At 62.8% G+C, this 16,174-nt stretch carries 12 protein-coding genes; 2 read left to right on the top strand and 10 right to left on the bottom strand.

Annotated elements, in window-relative coordinates:
- Window positions 1-33: 33 nt before the first annotated feature.
- The 6 genes from CAK95_RS25430 to CAK95_RS25405 form a co-directional block, all read right to left on the bottom strand.
- The gene (locus CAK95_RS25430; RefSeq protein ID WP_086090455.1) at window positions 34-840 is read right to left on the bottom strand and encodes an enoyl-CoA hydratase/isomerase family protein; all 807 of its coding nucleotides are present in this window, start codon (window positions 838-840) and stop codon (window positions 34-36) included.
- The gene (locus CAK95_RS25425) at window positions 837-2,387 is read right to left on the bottom strand and encodes an AMP-binding protein (protein ID WP_086090454.1); all 1,551 of its coding nucleotides are present in this window, start codon (window positions 2,385-2,387) and stop codon (window positions 837-839) included. The genes CAK95_RS25430 and CAK95_RS25425 overlap by 4 nt, the downstream gene beginning before the upstream one ends.
- Window positions 2,380-2,889 carry a (2Fe-2S)-binding protein gene (locus tag CAK95_RS25420; protein WP_086090453.1) on the bottom strand — a complete coding sequence of 170 codons (510 nt, stop codon included), beginning with the start codon at window positions 2,887-2,889 and terminating at the stop codon, window positions 2,380-2,382. The genes CAK95_RS25425 and CAK95_RS25420 overlap by 8 nt, the downstream gene beginning before the upstream one ends.
- Window positions 2,877-3,704, bottom strand: coding sequence for an FAD binding domain-containing protein (locus CAK95_RS25415; protein ID WP_086090452.1), 828 nt, complete (start codon window positions 3,702-3,704; stop codon window positions 2,877-2,879). Before CAK95_RS25415 ends, CAK95_RS25420 begins: the two co-directional genes overlap by 13 nt.
- Entirely contained in the window at window positions 3,701-6,658 is a 2,958-nt protein-coding gene (locus CAK95_RS25410; protein WP_086090451.1) for a xanthine dehydrogenase family protein molybdopterin-binding subunit, read from the bottom strand. Before CAK95_RS25410 ends, CAK95_RS25415 begins: the two co-directional genes overlap by 4 nt.
- 145 nt (window positions 6,659-6,803) lie before the next feature.
- Complete coding sequence (locus CAK95_RS25405) at window positions 6,804-7,661, bottom strand: AraC family transcriptional regulator (protein WP_086090450.1); 858 nt, start codon at window positions 7,659-7,661, stop codon at window positions 6,804-6,806.
- Window positions 7,662-8,169: 508 nt separating this feature from the next.
- Here CAK95_RS25405 and CAK95_RS25395 point away from each other — a divergent pair.
- Together CAK95_RS25395 and CAK95_RS25390 are read left to right on the top strand one after the other, a co-directional pair.
- The gene (locus tag CAK95_RS25395) at window positions 8,170-8,367 is read left to right on the top strand and encodes a hypothetical protein (RefSeq protein ID WP_086090448.1); all 198 of its coding nucleotides are present in this window, start codon (window positions 8,170-8,172) and stop codon (window positions 8,365-8,367) included.
- A gap of 159 nt (window positions 8,368-8,526) precedes the next feature.
- Window positions 8,527-9,789 carry an Hsp70 family protein gene (locus tag CAK95_RS25390; RefSeq protein WP_086090447.1) on the top strand — a complete coding sequence of 421 codons (1,263 nt, stop codon included), beginning with the start codon at window positions 8,527-8,529 and terminating at the stop codon, window positions 9,787-9,789.
- Window positions 9,790-9,916: 127 nt separating this feature from the next.
- Here the strand turns inward: CAK95_RS25390 and CAK95_RS25385 are convergent, their stop codons facing one another.
- The 4 genes from CAK95_RS25385 to CAK95_RS25370 form a co-directional block, all read right to left on the bottom strand.
- The gene (locus tag CAK95_RS25385) at window positions 9,917-10,165 is read right to left on the bottom strand and encodes a DUF2442 domain-containing protein (protein WP_086090446.1); all 249 of its coding nucleotides are present in this window, start codon (window positions 10,163-10,165) and stop codon (window positions 9,917-9,919) included.
- Window positions 10,166-10,317: 152 nt separating this feature from the next.
- The gene (locus CAK95_RS25380) at window positions 10,318-10,749 is read right to left on the bottom strand and encodes a lipid-binding SYLF domain-containing protein (protein WP_086090445.1); all 432 of its coding nucleotides are present in this window, start codon (window positions 10,747-10,749) and stop codon (window positions 10,318-10,320) included.
- 118 nt (window positions 10,750-10,867) lie between these two features.
- Window positions 10,868-14,632: a vitamin B12-dependent ribonucleotide reductase gene (locus CAK95_RS25375; protein ID WP_086090444.1), complete on the bottom strand. Its 3,765-nt coding sequence runs from the start codon at window positions 14,630-14,632 to the stop codon at window positions 10,868-10,870.
- A gap of 658 nt (window positions 14,633-15,290) precedes the next feature.
- The gene (locus CAK95_RS25370; RefSeq protein ID WP_086090443.1) at window positions 15,291-16,091 is read right to left on the bottom strand and encodes an SDR family NAD(P)-dependent oxidoreductase; all 801 of its coding nucleotides are present in this window, start codon (window positions 16,089-16,091) and stop codon (window positions 15,291-15,293) included.
- Between the last annotated feature and the right edge of the window lie 83 nt (window positions 16,092-16,174).

Here is a 16,174-nt window from a genome sequence, read left to right as displayed (position 1 = left end):
TGACCGGTGGCTTTTGCCACCGGCATTTCACGTTCAGCTTCCAATGAATTTCGCAGCGCGCTTGCCGTGGAACGCTTCCACCCCTTCCTTAAAGTCTGTCGATTGCCGCAGGCGGCTGTAGCAATGACCCTCGAGCTCGATGGCGATGGCGAGCGTCGAGTCTTCGGTGTCGTTGAGCAGTTTCTTGGCGGTGCGTTGTGCGAGCGGCGAGAAGGTCAGCAATTCATCGACGAGAGCGTCGGTCGCCGCTTCCAGCTTGTTGTCAGGCACGCATTCTGTGGCGATGCCCCAGTCCAGCGCCTGCTTGCCGGGGATGCGCTTGGAGCGCATCACGATGTCCTTGGTGCGGGTGATGCCGACGATCTTCTGCAACCGGGCTGAGCCGCCGGAGCCCGGGATCTGGCCGAGCTTCTGTTCGGGCAGGGCGTAAAAACATGTTTCGGAAACGATGCGGAAATCGCAGGCGAGCGAAATCTCGAAGCCGACGCCGAAGCAATAGCCGCGGTTGGCGGCGATCACCGGCTTCGAACAGCGTGCAGGAGCTGCGATATTCCAGGCGAGCTTCGAGACATGCTCGGGCGAGGCTTCCATGAAGCCCTTGATGTTGCCGCCGCTGGAGAAATGCTCACCGATGCCGCGCAAGACGATCACGCGCACGCGGTCGTCCTCGTCAAGCGCTTCGAAGACCAGCCGCAACTGATCGCGCTGCGCCATCTCGATGACGTTGAGCGGGGGGCGATCCAGGATGATATCCGCGCGCTGCTTGTCCGGCGTCAGCTCAACCCGGAAGCCGTTGAGCGCCGCCAGGCGCGGATCGGTGAATGTCATCTTGGTCGTCATGCTGCATTGCCTTTTGTGCGGGATTGCTCTTCGGTCTCGAATTCGCCTGCGACCAGCTTGCGGCGCAGAAGTTTTCCGACCGGCGATTTCGGGATGTCGTTGACAAAGATGTAGCGGCGCGGCCGCTTGAAATTGGCGAGGCCGGATGTGCGGCAGAACTGATCGAGCTCAGCGTCCTGCACGTTGCCGCGACGCTTGATGAAGGCGGCGACGATCTTGCCCCAGCGTTCGTCGGGCAGGCCGACGACAGCGACTTCGGACACACCGGGATGCAACGACAGGCAGCTTTCGATCTCCACCGGCGAGACATTCTCGCCGCCGGTGATGATCATGTCGTCGACGCGGCCGGTGACGAACAGATCGCCGTCCTTGTCGAAATAGCCGGTATCGCCGGTGAAGTACCAGCCTTTGCGGATCGACTTTTCGTTCGCGTCAGGACGGCGCCAATAGCCCTCGAAGGACTCATCGCCAAGGAGCAGGGCGATGATCTCGCCTTCTTCGTCGATATCGGCAAGGTCGTCCGGCGAGCCGGACCCGAGCTTCACAACACGGATGCGCTGGTTGATGCCGGCGCGTCCGGCAGAGCCGGGCTTGTTCGGTGCGTTCTGGTCGATCGTGAAGGTGTATACTTCGGACGAGCCGTAATGGTTGACGAACAGCTCGGGCTTGAAGATGGCGGTCAATTCTTTCAGCAGGCCATCGGTCATCGGCGCGCCGGCAAAGCCGAGCTTGCGCACCGAGCTGACATCGAACGTGCCGAAGCGTTCATCGTGAATGATGTCGTGATAAAGCGTCGGTACGAGATAGAGGTTTGTGACGCGCTCCTGTTCGATGAGCTTCAACGCCGTCGCAATATCGAAACGCGGCAGGCACACGAACGTGCCGTTGATGAGCGACATCGCAAGGAGCGAGCGGACGCCCATCGTATGATAGAGCGGCATCACGCCGAGCGTGCATTCGCCCGTTCCGTAAAGATTTTGTGCAACGTGAGCCAAAGCCGCCGCGCGTTCGGCCCGCTGACGGCGCGGCACGCCCTTCGGTTTGGCTGTGGTGCCGGATGTGTAGAGCATGATCGACCAGGCATCGGCGGAGACGCGCGGTTCGACCGGTCTCGCCTTGCGGTCGATAAGGCTGTCGAATGTCGTTTCACCAGGGATGGCGCCGTCCAGCGCAATGCACTTGCGGGCTTGTGCTTCCGACGATAGCCGTGTGGCGTCCGCCGACACGTCCTCGAACACGATCGCCTTGGCTTCCGAATTTTCGATGCCGAAATCGATCTCGTCGGCCTTGGCGCGCCAGTTCAACGGCGTGATGACGATGCCGGCGAACTGGCAGGCCCAGTGAAGCAGGGCGGCTTCGTACCGGTTCTGCAGCACGGTGACGAGATGATCGCCGGGCATCAGTCCGAGGTCGTCGAAGCCGGCGACAAGCGCCGAGATGCGCTCATAGGCCTGCGCATAGGTGAGGCGCACCGGACCATCGACAAAGGCCAGCGCATCCGGCTTGCGCTCGACGCTGCCCAGGAAACTGTTGCCAAGATCAAGCACGGGCGGGCTCCTCTTGCAGTCTTTTCGCGGCGTCGAGGGCCGCGGCAACGATCGGGACATAGCCGGTGCAGCGGCACAGATGCCCGCCGAGATAGTCCCGCAACTCGCCTTCGGACGGGTTGGGATGTTTGCGGAGATAGCTGTCGAGCGACATCAGGATGCCCGCCGTGCAGAAGCCGCATTGCAGGGCGTGATGACGACGGAACGAGTCCTGCAAGACGGACAATCGGCCGGGAGCCGGCGCCAATGCTTCGATCGTGCGAACATCGGCGCCATCGGCCTGGACAGCCAGCGTGAGACACGACCGCGCAGGCACGCCATCGATCTGGATGGTGCAGGCGCCACACACACCATGTTCGCAACCGACATGCGTTCCGGTCAGCGCAAGATCGTGGCGCAGGACATCGCTGAGCAAGGCACGCGGTTCGGCCTCGGTTTCCATCACGCGTCCATTGACGGTGAAGCGAATGCGATGACGCGCATCGGCGCTCAGACGCGGCATTGGCGGGCCCCCTCGATCGTTGCGCGGCCCATCCGGCGCACCAGCTCGCGGCGATAACGCGCGGTCGCATGCAGATCGTCGCGCGCATCGAGATCGAACGCGAAATCGTTGAGCGCATCGTCGAGAGCGCTGCCCTCGAGCGTCCCGAACTCACGGGTCGACGGCCGGTCGGCCACGCCGCCAATCGCAAGCCGCGTCTCCTTGTCTGATGCAACAGCGGCGCAAGCGACAATCGCGAAATCGCCGTGACGGCGGCCGAACTCACTGAACGCGTAGCCGTAACCGCGCTTCGCCGTGGGGAAGGTGACCGCCTCGATCATCTCGTCATGATCACGCGCGGTCGACATCATGCCGGTGAAAAAATCTTCGGCGGCAACGCTTCGCCGCTTGCGACGGGACGACAGTTCGACGGTGCCGCCGAGCGCGATCAGCGAGAGCGGGATTTCGGCGCTGGGGTCGGCATGCGCGGCCGAGCCGCAGACCGTGCCGCGGCTGCGCGTCTGTGGATGGCCAACCCAGGGCAGAGCGGCGGCAAGCAGAGGCTGTTCTTTGGCAAGCTCCGGCCAACTGAGCAGTTCCGCCTGCCGCACGGCGGCGCCGACGCGAATGGTGTTGTTGCTGCTGGTAATCTTCCGCAGCTCGGGAAGATGCATGATGTCGACCAGGACCTTGGGACGCGCCAGCCGCATCGACAGCATCGGCATGAGAGTCTGTCCGCCGGCGACGATGCGGGCGTCGTTGCCGTCTTCCACGAGCGCAGCATGTGCCTCGGCGAGTGTAGTGGCGCGCAGATAGTCGAAGCGGGCCGGTTTCATGCGCCGCCTCCGAACCATCGTGCGAAGAAACCGCGCTTGGGCGCGCCGCCAGTTTTCCGCGCCAGCGCCGTAAAAAATTGCCGGATCACCATCTTGGCTGCGCCGTCGAGCAGACGACCGCCGATCGACGCGACCTTGCCGCCGATCTCGGCGTCGTAGTCGTAAGCGAGGGTCGTGCCGCCGTTATCCGTCGGCGTCAGGGTGATGCGGCCGGTGCCGCGCCCGTCGCCGAGTGCTCCCGTCACAACGCCGGCCAATGTCACCGATTTCGGCCGCACCAGATCGGACAATTGGATATCCGCCTTGTAGCGTCCGGTAACCGGTCCGACGCCGAGCGTTACATCGGCCTTGAAATGCGTGTCGGAGAGTTTCTGAACGCCATGCGCACCGGGAATGATCGAGGCAAGCGTGTTCGCATCGAGCAGCATCTCCCAGACGGCTTCGGGAGACGCTGCAACACGCGCTTCGCCCTGACCGCGCAGCGCGCGGCCTCCGGCTTTCGCAGATGTCGCGGGAGCAGGCTTGGCATGGCGTTGCGGCTTTTCCTCACCATGCACGAAGGCGGCAATCTTCGCCGGCGTCAGCGGTAGATCAACGGCATCAATCCCGAGCGCGTCCGCGACCGCGTTGGCAAGGCAGACCGGCGTGCTCATGCAATTGCCTTCACCAACCCCTTTGGTGCCAAGCGGCGTGAACGGCGACGGCGTTTCAAAATGCAGGATGACCGGCGAGGGCACTTCCGTCGCCGTCGGCACGAGATAATCGGCGAAGGTGCCGGTCAGGAACGCGCCGTCCGGTCCGTAGGCGAACTCTTCGTACAACGCGGCGCCGACGGCATGCGCGAAGCCGCCGGTGACCTGGCCTTCGACCATGCCCGGATGCAGAATGCGGCCGCAATCATGCATCGTCACGTATTTGTCGATCCGCACCGCGCCCGTGATGCGATCGATCTCGACACCACAGAAGTCGAAGATGAATCCGTGACACAGCGAGGAGTTGATTTCGTCCTGCTCGTTCGGCGGCGTGAGTTCCGGCGGCGTCCAGAAGGCGGTCTCGCGCAGCGCCTGGTTTTCTTCCGGCACGAGGCCGGGCGACCAGTGGCTTGCGGCTGCGAGGCGCGAGAACGAAATCGCGTTGTCGGGATTGCCGCGCGCGCGGATGCGGCCGTGCGCGAATTCGATCTCCGAGGCCGGCACATTGAGTTGCGCCGCCGCTGTCCTCGCAAGCTTTGCCTTGATCTTGCCGGCGGCGAGATGCGCCGCGCCACCGACGGCGGCGGCAAAGCGGCTCGAATAATTGCCCGAGGCAATCGACCAGGCATCGCGTGCGGTATCGAGTTCGGCGACGACACGGATGTCGGACGGTTTCAGCCCGAATGCATCGGCAACGATTTGCGCCAGGACCGTGCGATGGCCCTGACCGGCGGGGGCGGACGCGACATGAACCGACACCGAGCCGAGCGGATCGAGCGATATCGTCGCTGTCGCCTGCGCACCATTCTTCGGCCCGGCCTTGCGCCGCTCTTCCGGCGTCAGCACCGTGGTGATGTAGCCCATATTCGAGACGCTGGGCTCGACCGCGGCCGTCAGTCCGATGCCGTAGAGACGGCCTTCGGCACGCGCTTGCGCCTGGCGCTTGCGCAGTTCATCGAAACCGCCATCGGCCAGCGCAAGATCGAACGCTTTGACGTAATCGCCGGAGTCCAGCAGCGCTCCACTTGCCGTGCGATAGGGGAAGGCGCCGGACGGAATGAGATTTTTGCGGATCACGTCGAGCGGGTCGAGACCAAGCTCGATCGCGATCTGCTGCACCAATCGCTCGAGCGCGAAATAAACCTGCGGGCCGCCGAAGCCGCGATTGAGGCCGGTCGGCGTCTTGTTGGTGACCACCACGCGGTTGCGCACCGCGACATGGCGGATGTCATAGGCACCGGTGAGATTGCCGTGCATGCGATAGAGCGTTGCCGGCTCGGGCGCGCGGATATGCGCGCCGACATCCTCGATCTGGTCGTAGGACAGCGCCTTTATGCGGCCTCCGGCGTCGACGGCGGCTTCCAGCGTCGTGACGCGATTGGTCGCGGACACGGAGGCGGCGAGATGCTCCAGCCGATCCTCGATCCACTTCACCGGCCGGCCGCAAAGACGCGCAGCCACGCCCATCAGCACAACGTAAGGAAAGACGCCTTGCTTGACGCCGAAACTGCCGCCGGAATCGGGCGGCGTACGCAGGCGGAAGCGGTTGCCTGGCACTTTCAGCGCGCGCGCCATTACGCTGTGCAGACTGAACGGCCCCATGAAGTTGGTGAGAACGTCATACGCGTCTTCGCCCGGATCGTATTCGGCGACGATGCCGTAGGTTTCGATCGGCGTGCAGGAATTGCGCGGATAGCGGATCGTGACGGAGATCTTGCGCGCGGCTTGCGCAAAGGCTTGCTCCGGATCGCCGTAGCGAAAATGGCGCTCGTTGACGAGGTTCGAACCCAAGGCGGCGTGCAGGATGGGCCCGGCATTATCGAGCGCTGCAAGCGGATCGATCACCGGCGGCAGCGTTTCGTAATCGACCTCGATCAGATCGAGCGCGTCTTCGGCGAGATAGCGGCTCTCGGCCACGGCAATGGCGACCGGCTCGCCGACATAGCGCACGCGATCGACGGCGATCGGCCAGCATTCGATCGGCGCACGCACGCCGACCGGAAGACTTGCCGAATTGGCAGTGATGTCGGGCCCGGTCAGGATCGCGACGACGCCCGGCATCTGCCGCGCGGCGTCGGTGCGAATGGCGGTGATGGTGGCATGCGCATGCGGCGAACGCAGAATGGCGGCATGCAGCGTGCCGGGCCTGACGCCGAGATCATCGACGAAACGGCCGCGTCCCGTCAGCAGCGCGGCGTCTTCCACGCGCTCGACTGATTGTCCGCACCAACTGGCGCTCTTGATCGGTGTGACTGAATTCAAAACGTTCCCTCAACATGCTCTTGCCGGCACGTTCGAGGGTCACGCTGTCATGGTTTGCAGGGCGGGGCGATACCGCCATGTCTCACGATTTACCGAAGCGTCTCATTTCGGCTTACCGAAATGTCTCATCTGAAACGCTGCAAACTCAGGCGGAAAATGCCGAACCAAGTCGGGCAACCTGCCGGAATTCGCTGGGATTCACGCCGGAATGATCGCGGAAAAAGCGCGTAAAGTGACTGGGAGCTGCGAATCCGAGCGAATCTCCCACCGCAGCCAGGCTCTCGTCACTATGCACCACGGTTTTGACGGCAAGCTCCATCCGCAGCAGATTGACGTAGAGGTGCGGCGTCATCCGCGTCGAGCGTTCGAACAGCCGATAGAAATGCGCCCGCGACAGACCGGCCTCCTTCGCCATCGCGCTGACATCCGGCGCAGCTTTCGGATCGTTGCGCAGGACGGTGATGGCGCGCCGGATGCGCCAGTCGAACTGGTTGTGTTGTGCTTCGAATTCGCGCAACAGGTTGGACATGGCACGCCAGGGCGTGAAGCGCTCGATGATCGAGATCATCAGATCCGACAGCAACACTTCCGTGGCTTCGGCGGTCGGGTCCGCCAGCATCTGCGCCGCCAGATCCATCGACAATCGCCGGATGCGCGGCGACACTTCGCCTGCAGGCTGTTCGAAGAAGCCGGGCGCGCCGCTGGCGCTCCAGTTCGGACGGAAACTCTTCAGCCAGTCCGGCTCGATATACAAAGCCAGGATCGTGGTCCGCGGCCGCTCCTGATCATGCACATAGGCATGCGGCTCCCACGTATTGATCAATACGGCTTGCGTGTCGGTGAGCGGGACGAGATGATCGCCGACCGCGAACTGCGTGTCGGCGCCGCTCGCCTTGATCAGAACATGGCAATGCGGATGCGCGTGGCGCACCAGCGAACGGTCCATGTCGAGCAGGGCGACACGGCCGAATTCACCATGAGCAATGCGCAAAGCGGTCGACATATCCTTGCCTTAACGATCCTCTTCCAGTCGCCCTGGCTTGTTCATATCACGATCACAGCACAGGTCCATTCCCACCGGATGGCCGCAGGAAACAAGCATCGCAGCATCGCAAAATTTGCCGAAAGAAGGCTTGGTAAATGCCCATGTTGCAGTGCGAAATTCATCATTTGGCGGTTCATCGCTTACCCAATTGTCTCATTCAGCACAGCGCTCGAGCGCACCATGTCGGACACATCGTGCAAAGCGGTTGTCGTTGCGATCGCGCCACTTGGTTTTGACGCCAGACCATTGCCGGCATGCGCCACGCGTCATTGCGTTTGGTCAATGCGCGGTGAATGAAATGGCGCGTCCGCGTCCGCGTCCGATCGCTTCGATGCGATCTAAACCTTGGTATGTGAGCCACGACACCAACGTCGCGTGCGGATGAACCTCCATAGAATGGATCGGCGTCAGGGCGTGGATATCGTCGGGGCAGGTTGGTTGTCCTTGATGGTCGCAGGAGAGCGCCATGACGATCTCGACACAGGCTCCGCTCGCAATCGGTTTTCATCGCAACGCTGTTTCGCGCGTCCGCCAGGCGCGTGCCGTGCGGATCGTATTCAAGGCGACGACGTGGTTCTTCGATCCGTATCGTCCCGAGCTGCATTATATGCGCGGTCCCGGTCCGAAATGGCGCGAGAAGCACATGCGCCAGGGTCCGATCTGAACGCGGCCTTGAGAGCTTTGCCTGAAGGCAAATAGCGCTGGATCGCTGCGCCCGACCTGTGTACACGGACGCTCCTTCTCACACGTTGGAGCATGACGCTTCGCATCCTCGGGTCGATGCCCGAGGGCAGGCTTTCGGCATCATGCTCGCGGAGCGACAATGTCATCTTGCGGATTTGATTTCGGCACCTCGAATACCACGCTCGGCCATATCATCGATCACGCCCCTGTTCTGGTGCCGCTGGAGGCGGACCACGGCACGATCCCGAGCGCCATCTTCTTTGAACGCAACGGCGGCGCGCTGATCGGACGGCGGGCCATCGACGCCTATGTCGAGGGATTGCCGGGCCGGCTGATGCGCAGCCTCAAATCCGTGCTCGGCACTTCGTTGATCGACGAGACCACGCAGGTGGGACGCGAGCGCCGCAAGTTCAGCGATGTCATCGCCTATTATCTCGGCGCGGTGAAGCGGCGGGCGGAGCAGGCGGCGGGCCAGGAGTTCCGCAACGTCGTTCATGGCCGCCCGGTGCATTTCGTCGACAATGCGCCGGACGCCGACAAGGCGGCCGAGACGTCGCTGCGCGCGATCGCCCGCGGCATCGGCTTTGACGACGTCACCTTCCAGTTCGAGCCGATCGCGGCCGCGCTCGAACACGAGCGCCAGATATCGCGCGAGGAGATCGCGCTCATCGCCGATATCGGCGGCGGCACGTCGGACTTTTCCATCGTGCGCCTCAGCCCGCAGCGGCATCGCCTGGCCGATCGCGCGGACGACATTCTCGCCAGTGACGGTGTGCGGATCGGCGGCACGGATTTCGACCGGCGCGTCAGCCTCGGCAAGGTCATGCCGCTTCTGGGCTATGGCAGCGCGATGAACCGGGCTGGGCTCAACGCGCCGACCAGCTATTTCCACGATCTCGCGACCTGGTCGAACATCAACCGCATGTATGAGCGCGGCGTCGCGCAGGACATCCGCCATGTGCGCAAGGAAGCCAGACAGCCGGAGCTGTTCGACCGCCTGTTGCGCGTGCTCGACGAGCAGCGCGGCCACACGCTGGCGATGGATGTCGAGACATCGAAGATCGCCTTGTCGGATACGCCGCGCTCAGGCTTTTCGCTGGACTGGATCGAACAGGGTTTGAGCGTCGACCTCGCGCGCGAGGATCTCGTGCAGCACACGTCGGAGCTGGCCGACGGCATCGCCGCGCGGATCGGGCGATGCCTCGCGCAAGCCAGTCTTGAAGCGGCGGACATCGATGCGGTGTTCCTCACGGGCGGTTCGGTGCAGCTTGCGCATGTGCGGCGCGCGATTGTCGCCTGCGTGCCGGACGCGCGCGTAGTCGAAGGCGACACCTTCGGCGCGGTCGGGAAGGGGCTGACGATCGAGGCCGCGCGGAGATATGGTGCGGTGGAGGTGGGGTGAGTGCTGCGGCGTGAGATTTGTAGGGTGGGGTTAGGCACGCAGTGCCGTAACCCACCATCTTTCTCGTCGTGATAGCGCGGGTGGGTTACGCACCTTCGGCGCTAACCCACCCTACGAGTATCGCGCATCAGGCTGCGCTCTCGACCTTCTTCGTCATATCCCCACGCCCCGCCAGCAAGCCGGCGATGGAGATATCCTCGTCGATCTCTTCCCAATGCAAATCGGTGCGGCTCAGCTCGACCCGCGCGCGCTGTGCCGGCGTCGCCTGCAGAAGCCGGGGAAACCATGCCAGCGGCACGCCGATGGTGCGTCCGTCGGTCAATTCGACCCACATCGTATAGTCGTCGAAGCTGACGTTAGTTGCCGAAATGCTCATGCCATGCACTCGCGATATTGCGTTCTCGGAGTGAGACTAACAGAAAGGGCGACCTTTGGGCCGCCCTTTGAAGTCGTGGATGGCCGGGTTAGGCCCGGCCATGACGTTGAGAGAGTTTGCCTAAGAACCCGCAGCTCTCCAGTGTTGGAAGATTACCGCCTCAGGCTCAGCGCCATCCCGTTCAGATCCAGATTCAAAATCAGCCCGGTCTGCGTGCCGGAGAGCTCCATCACCGCGCCGCGCTGATTGGTGAGGATCACCGCCTGCGCGCCGCGGATCACGGCGGCGCCGGCCGAGCCCGCGCCATAGACGCCTTCGATATCCTGCGGGCGGAAGATGTTGCTGACACGGCCGCGCAGATTAGTCTGCGAACCGCCGAAGGTGAGGCCGTAGCTGAGGCCGCCGATGGTCAGCGGATAGGTGCGGCCGCGAAAGGTGAGTGTCCCTGAGCCGACCGTGCCGCCAATCACCCAGCCCGCCTTGATGAAGGAGATGCGAATGGTGCCGGTGTCGGCGCGGGCGTTGGTGAGGCCGGCAACGAGGAGAGCGGCAAGCGCGACGCACACGGTGCGGAAGAAGGTCATGCGTTATCCTTTTTGTATTGGTTTGAAATCGTTCAATGACCGATGGCCGCTGAAACGCCAAGAGCACATACTGCGAAACAAATGGCCGGGCGAACGCCCGGCCATGACAACCAAATCCCTACGAACAGCCGGTCGTCGAGCCGCACGTGTCGCACTTCATGCAGGTGCCGTTGCGCACAAGCGTGAAGTTCTGGCACTCGCCGCAGGCTTCGCCTTCATAGCCGCGGGCTTTCGCTTCCGCGCGCCGCTCCGAGACGACCGCTTTGGCCTGGGCCTGTGCTTGCGGCTTGGCGTCACCCACCATCGCGCGCATGCGCTCTTCCACCTGCTGCCATTCCAGCCGGTCGAGACCGGCGGCGGGCTTGGCGTCCGCCTTCAGCGCGGTGGCGCCGGCGGAATGGAACGAGGTGACATTGGTCGCCGCCTGCTGCGCAGGCGAGGATGGCACGCTGCTGCCGGTCTGGGTCGTGCCGCCCGCAATCACACCGAGCTTGTCGGTGCGCGAGCGGGTGAGGCCCTTGGACAGATATTTCGCGGCCGGCGAGGGGATACCCTGCGCCTTGCCTTCGTCCTCGCCCTTGCCGAGCGCATCGAACGCGCCTTCCGACGGATCGACATGGCCGAGATCGAAGCGCGAGAGATAGGACACGGCGAGTTCGCGGAACACATAGTCGAGGATCGAGGTTGCGAACTTGATCGTGTCGTTGCCCTGCACCGGACCCGACGGCTCGAACCGCGTGAAGGTGAAGGCGTCGACATATTCCTCGAGCGGCACGCCATATTGCAGGCCGAGCGACACCGCGATCGCGAAGTTGTTGATGAAGGAGCGGAGCGCGGCGCCTTCCTTGTGCATGTCGATGAAGATTTCGCCGATGCGGCCGTCATCGTATTCGCCGGTCCGCAGATAGACCTTGTGGCCACCGACCACGGCTTTCTGCGTATAGCCCTTGCGGCGTGACGGCAGCTTCTCGCGCTCGCGGATGACGGTGATGCGCTCGACCACCTTCTCGATCACGCGTTCGGCAAGCTGCGTGGTGCGCGCCGCGGCCGGCTTGTCGAGGAAGGCCTCGATATCGTCGTCCTCGTCGTCCTCGTCGGCGATCAGCTGCGAATTGAGCGGCTGGCTGAGCTTACTGCCATCGCGATAGAGCGCGTTGGCTTTCAGCGCGAGCTTCCAGGAGAGGAGGTAGGCGTTCTTGCAATCCTCGACGCTCGCCTCGTTCGGCATGTTGATGGTCTTGGAGATGGCGCCGGAGATGAAGGGCTGCGCCGCCGCCATCATGCGGATGTGGCTTTCGACCGAGAGATAGCGCTTGCCGGTGCGGCCGCACGGATTGGCGCAGTCGAACACAGCGTAATGCGCCGGCTTCAGGTGCGGCGCGCCTTCCACCGTCATCGCGCCGCAGACATGGATGTTGGCGGCTTCGATCTCGCGCTTGGTGAAGCCGAGATGGGCGAGCAGGTCAAAGGACGGGTTGGCGAGATCGGCCGGCGAGACGCCGAGCGCATCGCGGCAGAATTGCTCGCCGAGCGTCCACTTGTTGAAGACGAACTTGATGTCGAAGGCGGTCGGCAGGGCCTTTTCGACGAGAGCGATCGCCTCGGTGGTGAAGCCCTTGGCCTTCAGCGTCGTGTGATTGATGCCGGGCGCATTGGACAGGTTGCCGTGGCCGACGGCATAGGCCTCGATCTCGGCGATATCGGCTTCGCTGTAGCCGAGCGCGCGCAGCGCCTCCGGCACGGCGCGGTTGATGATCTTCCAGTAACCGCCGCCGGCCAGCTTCTTGAACTTCACCAGCGCGAAGTCCGGCTCGATGCCGGTGGTGTCGCAATCCATCACGAGGCCGATCGTGCCGGTCGGCGCGATCACGGTCGCCTGCGCGTTGCGATAGCCGTGCTGTTCGCCGAGCGCCAGCGCCTTGTCCCAGGCGAGCTTGGCATGGCTGACGAGTTTCGGATCGGGGCAATGCGAGGCCTCGATCGGCACCGGATTGACGCCGAGCTGTTCGTAGCCGGTGCTTTCGCCGTAAGCGGCACGGCGATGGTTGCGCATCACCCGCAGCATGTGTTCGCGGTTCTTGTCGAAGCCGGGGAAGGTGCCGAGCTCCGCCGCCATTTCCGCCGAGGTGGCGTAGGAAATGCCGGTCATGATCGCGGTGAGGGCAGCGCCGATGGCGCGGCCGGCATCGGAGTCATAGGGAATGCCGGACGACATGAGCAGGCCGCCGATATTGGCGTAGCCAAGGCCGAGCGTCCGGTATTCATAGGAGAGCTGGGCGATTTCCTTGGACGGGAATTGCGCCATCATCACCGAGATTTCGAGGGCGATGGTCCATAGCCGCACCGCATGTTCATACGAGGCGACGTCGAACTCCTTGGTGACCTTGTCGCGGAAGGTGAGAAGGTTCAGCGAGGCAAGGTTACACGCCGTGTCGTCGAGGAACATGTATTCCGAGCACGGGTTCGACGCACGGATCTCGCCCGAAGCCGGGCAGGTGTGCCAGTCGTTGACCGTGGTGTGGAATTGCAGGCCGGGATCGGCGCAGGCCCAGGCGGCATAGCCGATCTTGTCCCACAGCTCGCGCGCCTTCAGCGTTTTCGCCACGCCCTTCTTGTTGCGCCAGTTGAGATTCCAGCCGCTGTCGGTCTCGACCGCTTTCAGGAAGTCGTCAGTGACGCGCACGGAATTGTTGGAGTTCTGGCCCGAGACGGTGAGATAGGCTTCTGAATCCCAGTCGGTGTCGTAGACCGGGAATTCGATATCGGTATAGCCCTGACGCGCGAACTGGATCACGCGCTTGATCATGGCGTCCGGCACGAAGGATTTGCGCGCCAGCTTGATCTCGCGCTTCAGCGCCGGGTTCTTGTCGGCCGAGAAGCAGTCATCGCCCGAGCCTTCGCAATTCACACAGGCCTTCAGCACCGCGCGCAGATGCTTCTGGTTGATCTTGGAGCCGGTGACGAGAGCGGCGACCTTCTGCTCCTCCTTCACCTTCCAGTCGATATATTGCTCGATATCCGGATGGTCGGCATCGACCACCACCATCTTCGCCGCCCGGCGCGTGGTGCCGCCCGACTTGATCGCGCCCGCGGCGCGGTCGCCGATCTTCAGGAACGACATCAGGCCGGACGATTTGCCGCCGCCCGACAACTTTTCGCCTTCGCCGCGCAGACGCGAGAAGTTCGAACCGGTGCCGGAGCCGTATTTGAACAGGCGCGCCTCGCGCACCCACAGATCCATGATGCCGCCTTCATTCACCAGGTCGTCGGAGATCGACTGGATGAAGCAGGCATGCGGCTGCGGATGCTCGTAGGCCGAATCCGACTTGGTGAGCTGACCGGTTTCGTAGTCGACATAATAGTGGCCCTGCGAAGGACCATCGATGCCATAGGCCCAGTGCAGGCCGGTGTTGAACCATTGCGGCGAGTTCGGCGCGCACATCTGCATCGCCAGCATGTAGCGCAGCTCGTCGTAATAGGCGCGGGCATCGTCCTCGTTGTCGAAATAGCCGCCCTTCCAGCCCCAGTAAGTCCAGGTGCCGGCAAGCCGGTCGAATACCTGTTTCGCGGAGTGCTCGCCGACGTACTTCTCGGCTTCTACGAGCATGGACAGCGCGGATTCATCCGGCACCGAGCGCCACAGAAAAGAAGGGACAGAATTTTCCTCGACGCGCTTTAACCGCGACGGAACCCCGGCTTTGCGGAAATATTTCTGGGCGAGAACGTCCGACGCCACCTGTGACCAGAAGTCCGGCACCTCGACATTGTCGAGCCGGAACACCACCGAGCCATCCGGATTCTTGATCTCGCTCGTGGTCAGCCGGAAGCCGATCTCCGCGTAGGGAGATTGGCCTTCTTTGGTGTAGCGCCGCTCAATTCGCATTCGTCTTGCCCCGTTGTCTTCCAATGCCGGTGACGTTGCACCGGCGAGTCGAGATACAGACGCTGTCCCCCAGCCCGTACCCTCAGCCCATATTTCTGTTCGACGCCCGTTCACTCTAACGTCCGGTACCGTTGGCCGGCACCGATTGACCTCTTGCGGCGACGCGAAGCACACCCCCGCCAAGGGTTAGTTCTAGGCGGGTGAGACTGCCTCGCATGCTGTCGGAGGAGCCGGCGGAGACTTCAGACACACCCGCACCGGACTAGACTTTAAAACTATGCAGACTCGGCTAGCCCGTCAAGCTTTAGTGGCCAAGTCTGAATCAAACGCTAAAGCTTGTGTCCCCTTGTGTGAATTGTGGGGAATACTCGTGCGCTGATGAGGGAGTTTGGGAGCGGATTTCGGATTCGCCAAGAGCGAAATTCCGGCCATCCTTGTAGATGGTGTCATCAGGCCGTCGCCTGGCAGAAAATAGGCTTTTTTCGGGCGGAAGCGGTGGCGAGACGCTGATTGGGATATCCAGCAGGGCCCCAGAGAGCGGTGCGATAAAACCGCCGAAAAAGCGATTTGCAAAGCGGAAAGCGCACCGATTCTCCCAATAGCTTCAGGGCCATGGGGATAACTCCATGGCCCTGGTAAGCGGTTTGTCGGGGAGAGCCTACGCCGCCCTGTAGCGGGGTGCGGCATGATCGGTGGAGAGGCGGGAGGAGAGGGCCCGGCGGGCCTCCTCATAGCGCGTCCATTCGCTGCCATCCTGGAGGCTGGGGATTGTGACTGTCTCGCCCTGATCAAGACCGGCCAGTGCGGCGTCGACCATTTCGTCGGCAGACATCACGATCTCTTTCGGCAGGCTTGATAGCTGAACACCGGCATTCTCCCAGATTTCGGTCGCAGTCGCGCCGGGCAGCACGGCCTGGACCCGTACACCCTTGCCGGCAAGTTCATGCTGCAATGAATGGCTCAATGCGAGCACATAGGCCTTTGAGGCGCCGTAGACGCCGTTGAGCGTTTCGACGCTGATGCCGACAATCGAGCTGATGTTGATGATCGTGCCTTTGCCGCGGGCGACGAAGCCGGGCGCGGCTGCATAGGCGAGGCGGGTCAGCGCGGTGACATTGAGGGCGATCATGTCTTCCATGCGGTCCACATTCTCGTTCAGCAGCGGCTGAACAGAAGCGAAACCGGCATTGTTCACCATCATGGTGATCGATGGGTCATCGCGCAGGATCTTCTCCACGCGCAGCAGGTCGTTCTTTTTGCCGAGATCGGCGATCACCGTTTGCACGTGGCGACCGGTATTGGCGGCGGCTTTGTCGGCAACAGCACGAAGCCGGGCCTCGTTACGCGCAACGAGGATGAGGTCGTAGCCGCGGCGCGCCAGCCGGTCGGCGTAAATAGCCCCGATACCAGCCGATGCGCCGGTGATGAGGGCGGTCCCCGTGGATGGATTGGTGGCCATTTCGGTCTCTCCTGAGATTGAAATTACAGGTATATGCCATTAACTACTGGCATATACCTGTTGTTGTCCGCCAATCAAGTCAT

The sequence above is a fragment of the Pseudorhodoplanes sinuspersici genome (assembly GCF_002119765.1).
Taxonomy (GTDB): Bacteria; Pseudomonadota; Alphaproteobacteria; order Rhizobiales; family Xanthobacteraceae; genus Pseudorhodoplanes; species Pseudorhodoplanes sinuspersici.
This window is presented reverse-complemented; position numbering and strand designations above follow the sequence as displayed.

Coding starts and splice junctions, on each gene's coding strand:
- CAK95_RS25430 (WP_086090455.1), bottom strand. CDS start 840: ATGACGACCAAGATGACATTCACCGATCCGCGCCTGGCGGCGCTCAAC.
- CAK95_RS25420 (WP_086090453.1), bottom strand. CDS start 2,889: ATGCCGCGTCTGAGCGCCGATGCGCGTCATCGCATTCGCTTCACCGTC.
- CAK95_RS25415 (WP_086090452.1), bottom strand. CDS start 3,704: ATGAAACCGGCCCGCTTCGACTATCTGCGCGCCACTACACTCGCCGAG.
- CAK95_RS25405 (WP_086090450.1), bottom strand. CDS start 7,661: ATGTCGACCGCTTTGCGCATTGCTCATGGTGAATTCGGCCGTGTCGCC.
- CAK95_RS25395 (WP_086090448.1), top strand. CDS start 8,170: ATGACGATCTCGACACAGGCTCCGCTCGCAATCGGTTTTCATCGCAAC.
- CAK95_RS25390 (WP_086090447.1), top strand. CDS start 8,527: ATGTCATCTTGCGGATTTGATTTCGGCACCTCGAATACCACGCTCGGC.
- CAK95_RS25385 (WP_086090446.1), bottom strand. CDS start 10,165: ATGAGCATTTCGGCAACTAACGTCAGCTTCGACGACTATACGATGTGG.
- CAK95_RS25380 (WP_086090445.1), bottom strand. CDS start 10,749: ATGACCTTCTTCCGCACCGTGTGCGTCGCGCTTGCCGCTCTCCTCGTT.
- CAK95_RS25375 (WP_086090444.1), bottom strand. CDS start 14,632: ATGCGAATTGAGCGGCGCTACACCAAAGAAGGCCAATCTCCCTACGCG.
- CAK95_RS25370 (WP_086090443.1), bottom strand. CDS start 16,091: ATGGCCACCAATCCATCCACGGGGACCGCCCTCATCACCGGCGCATCG.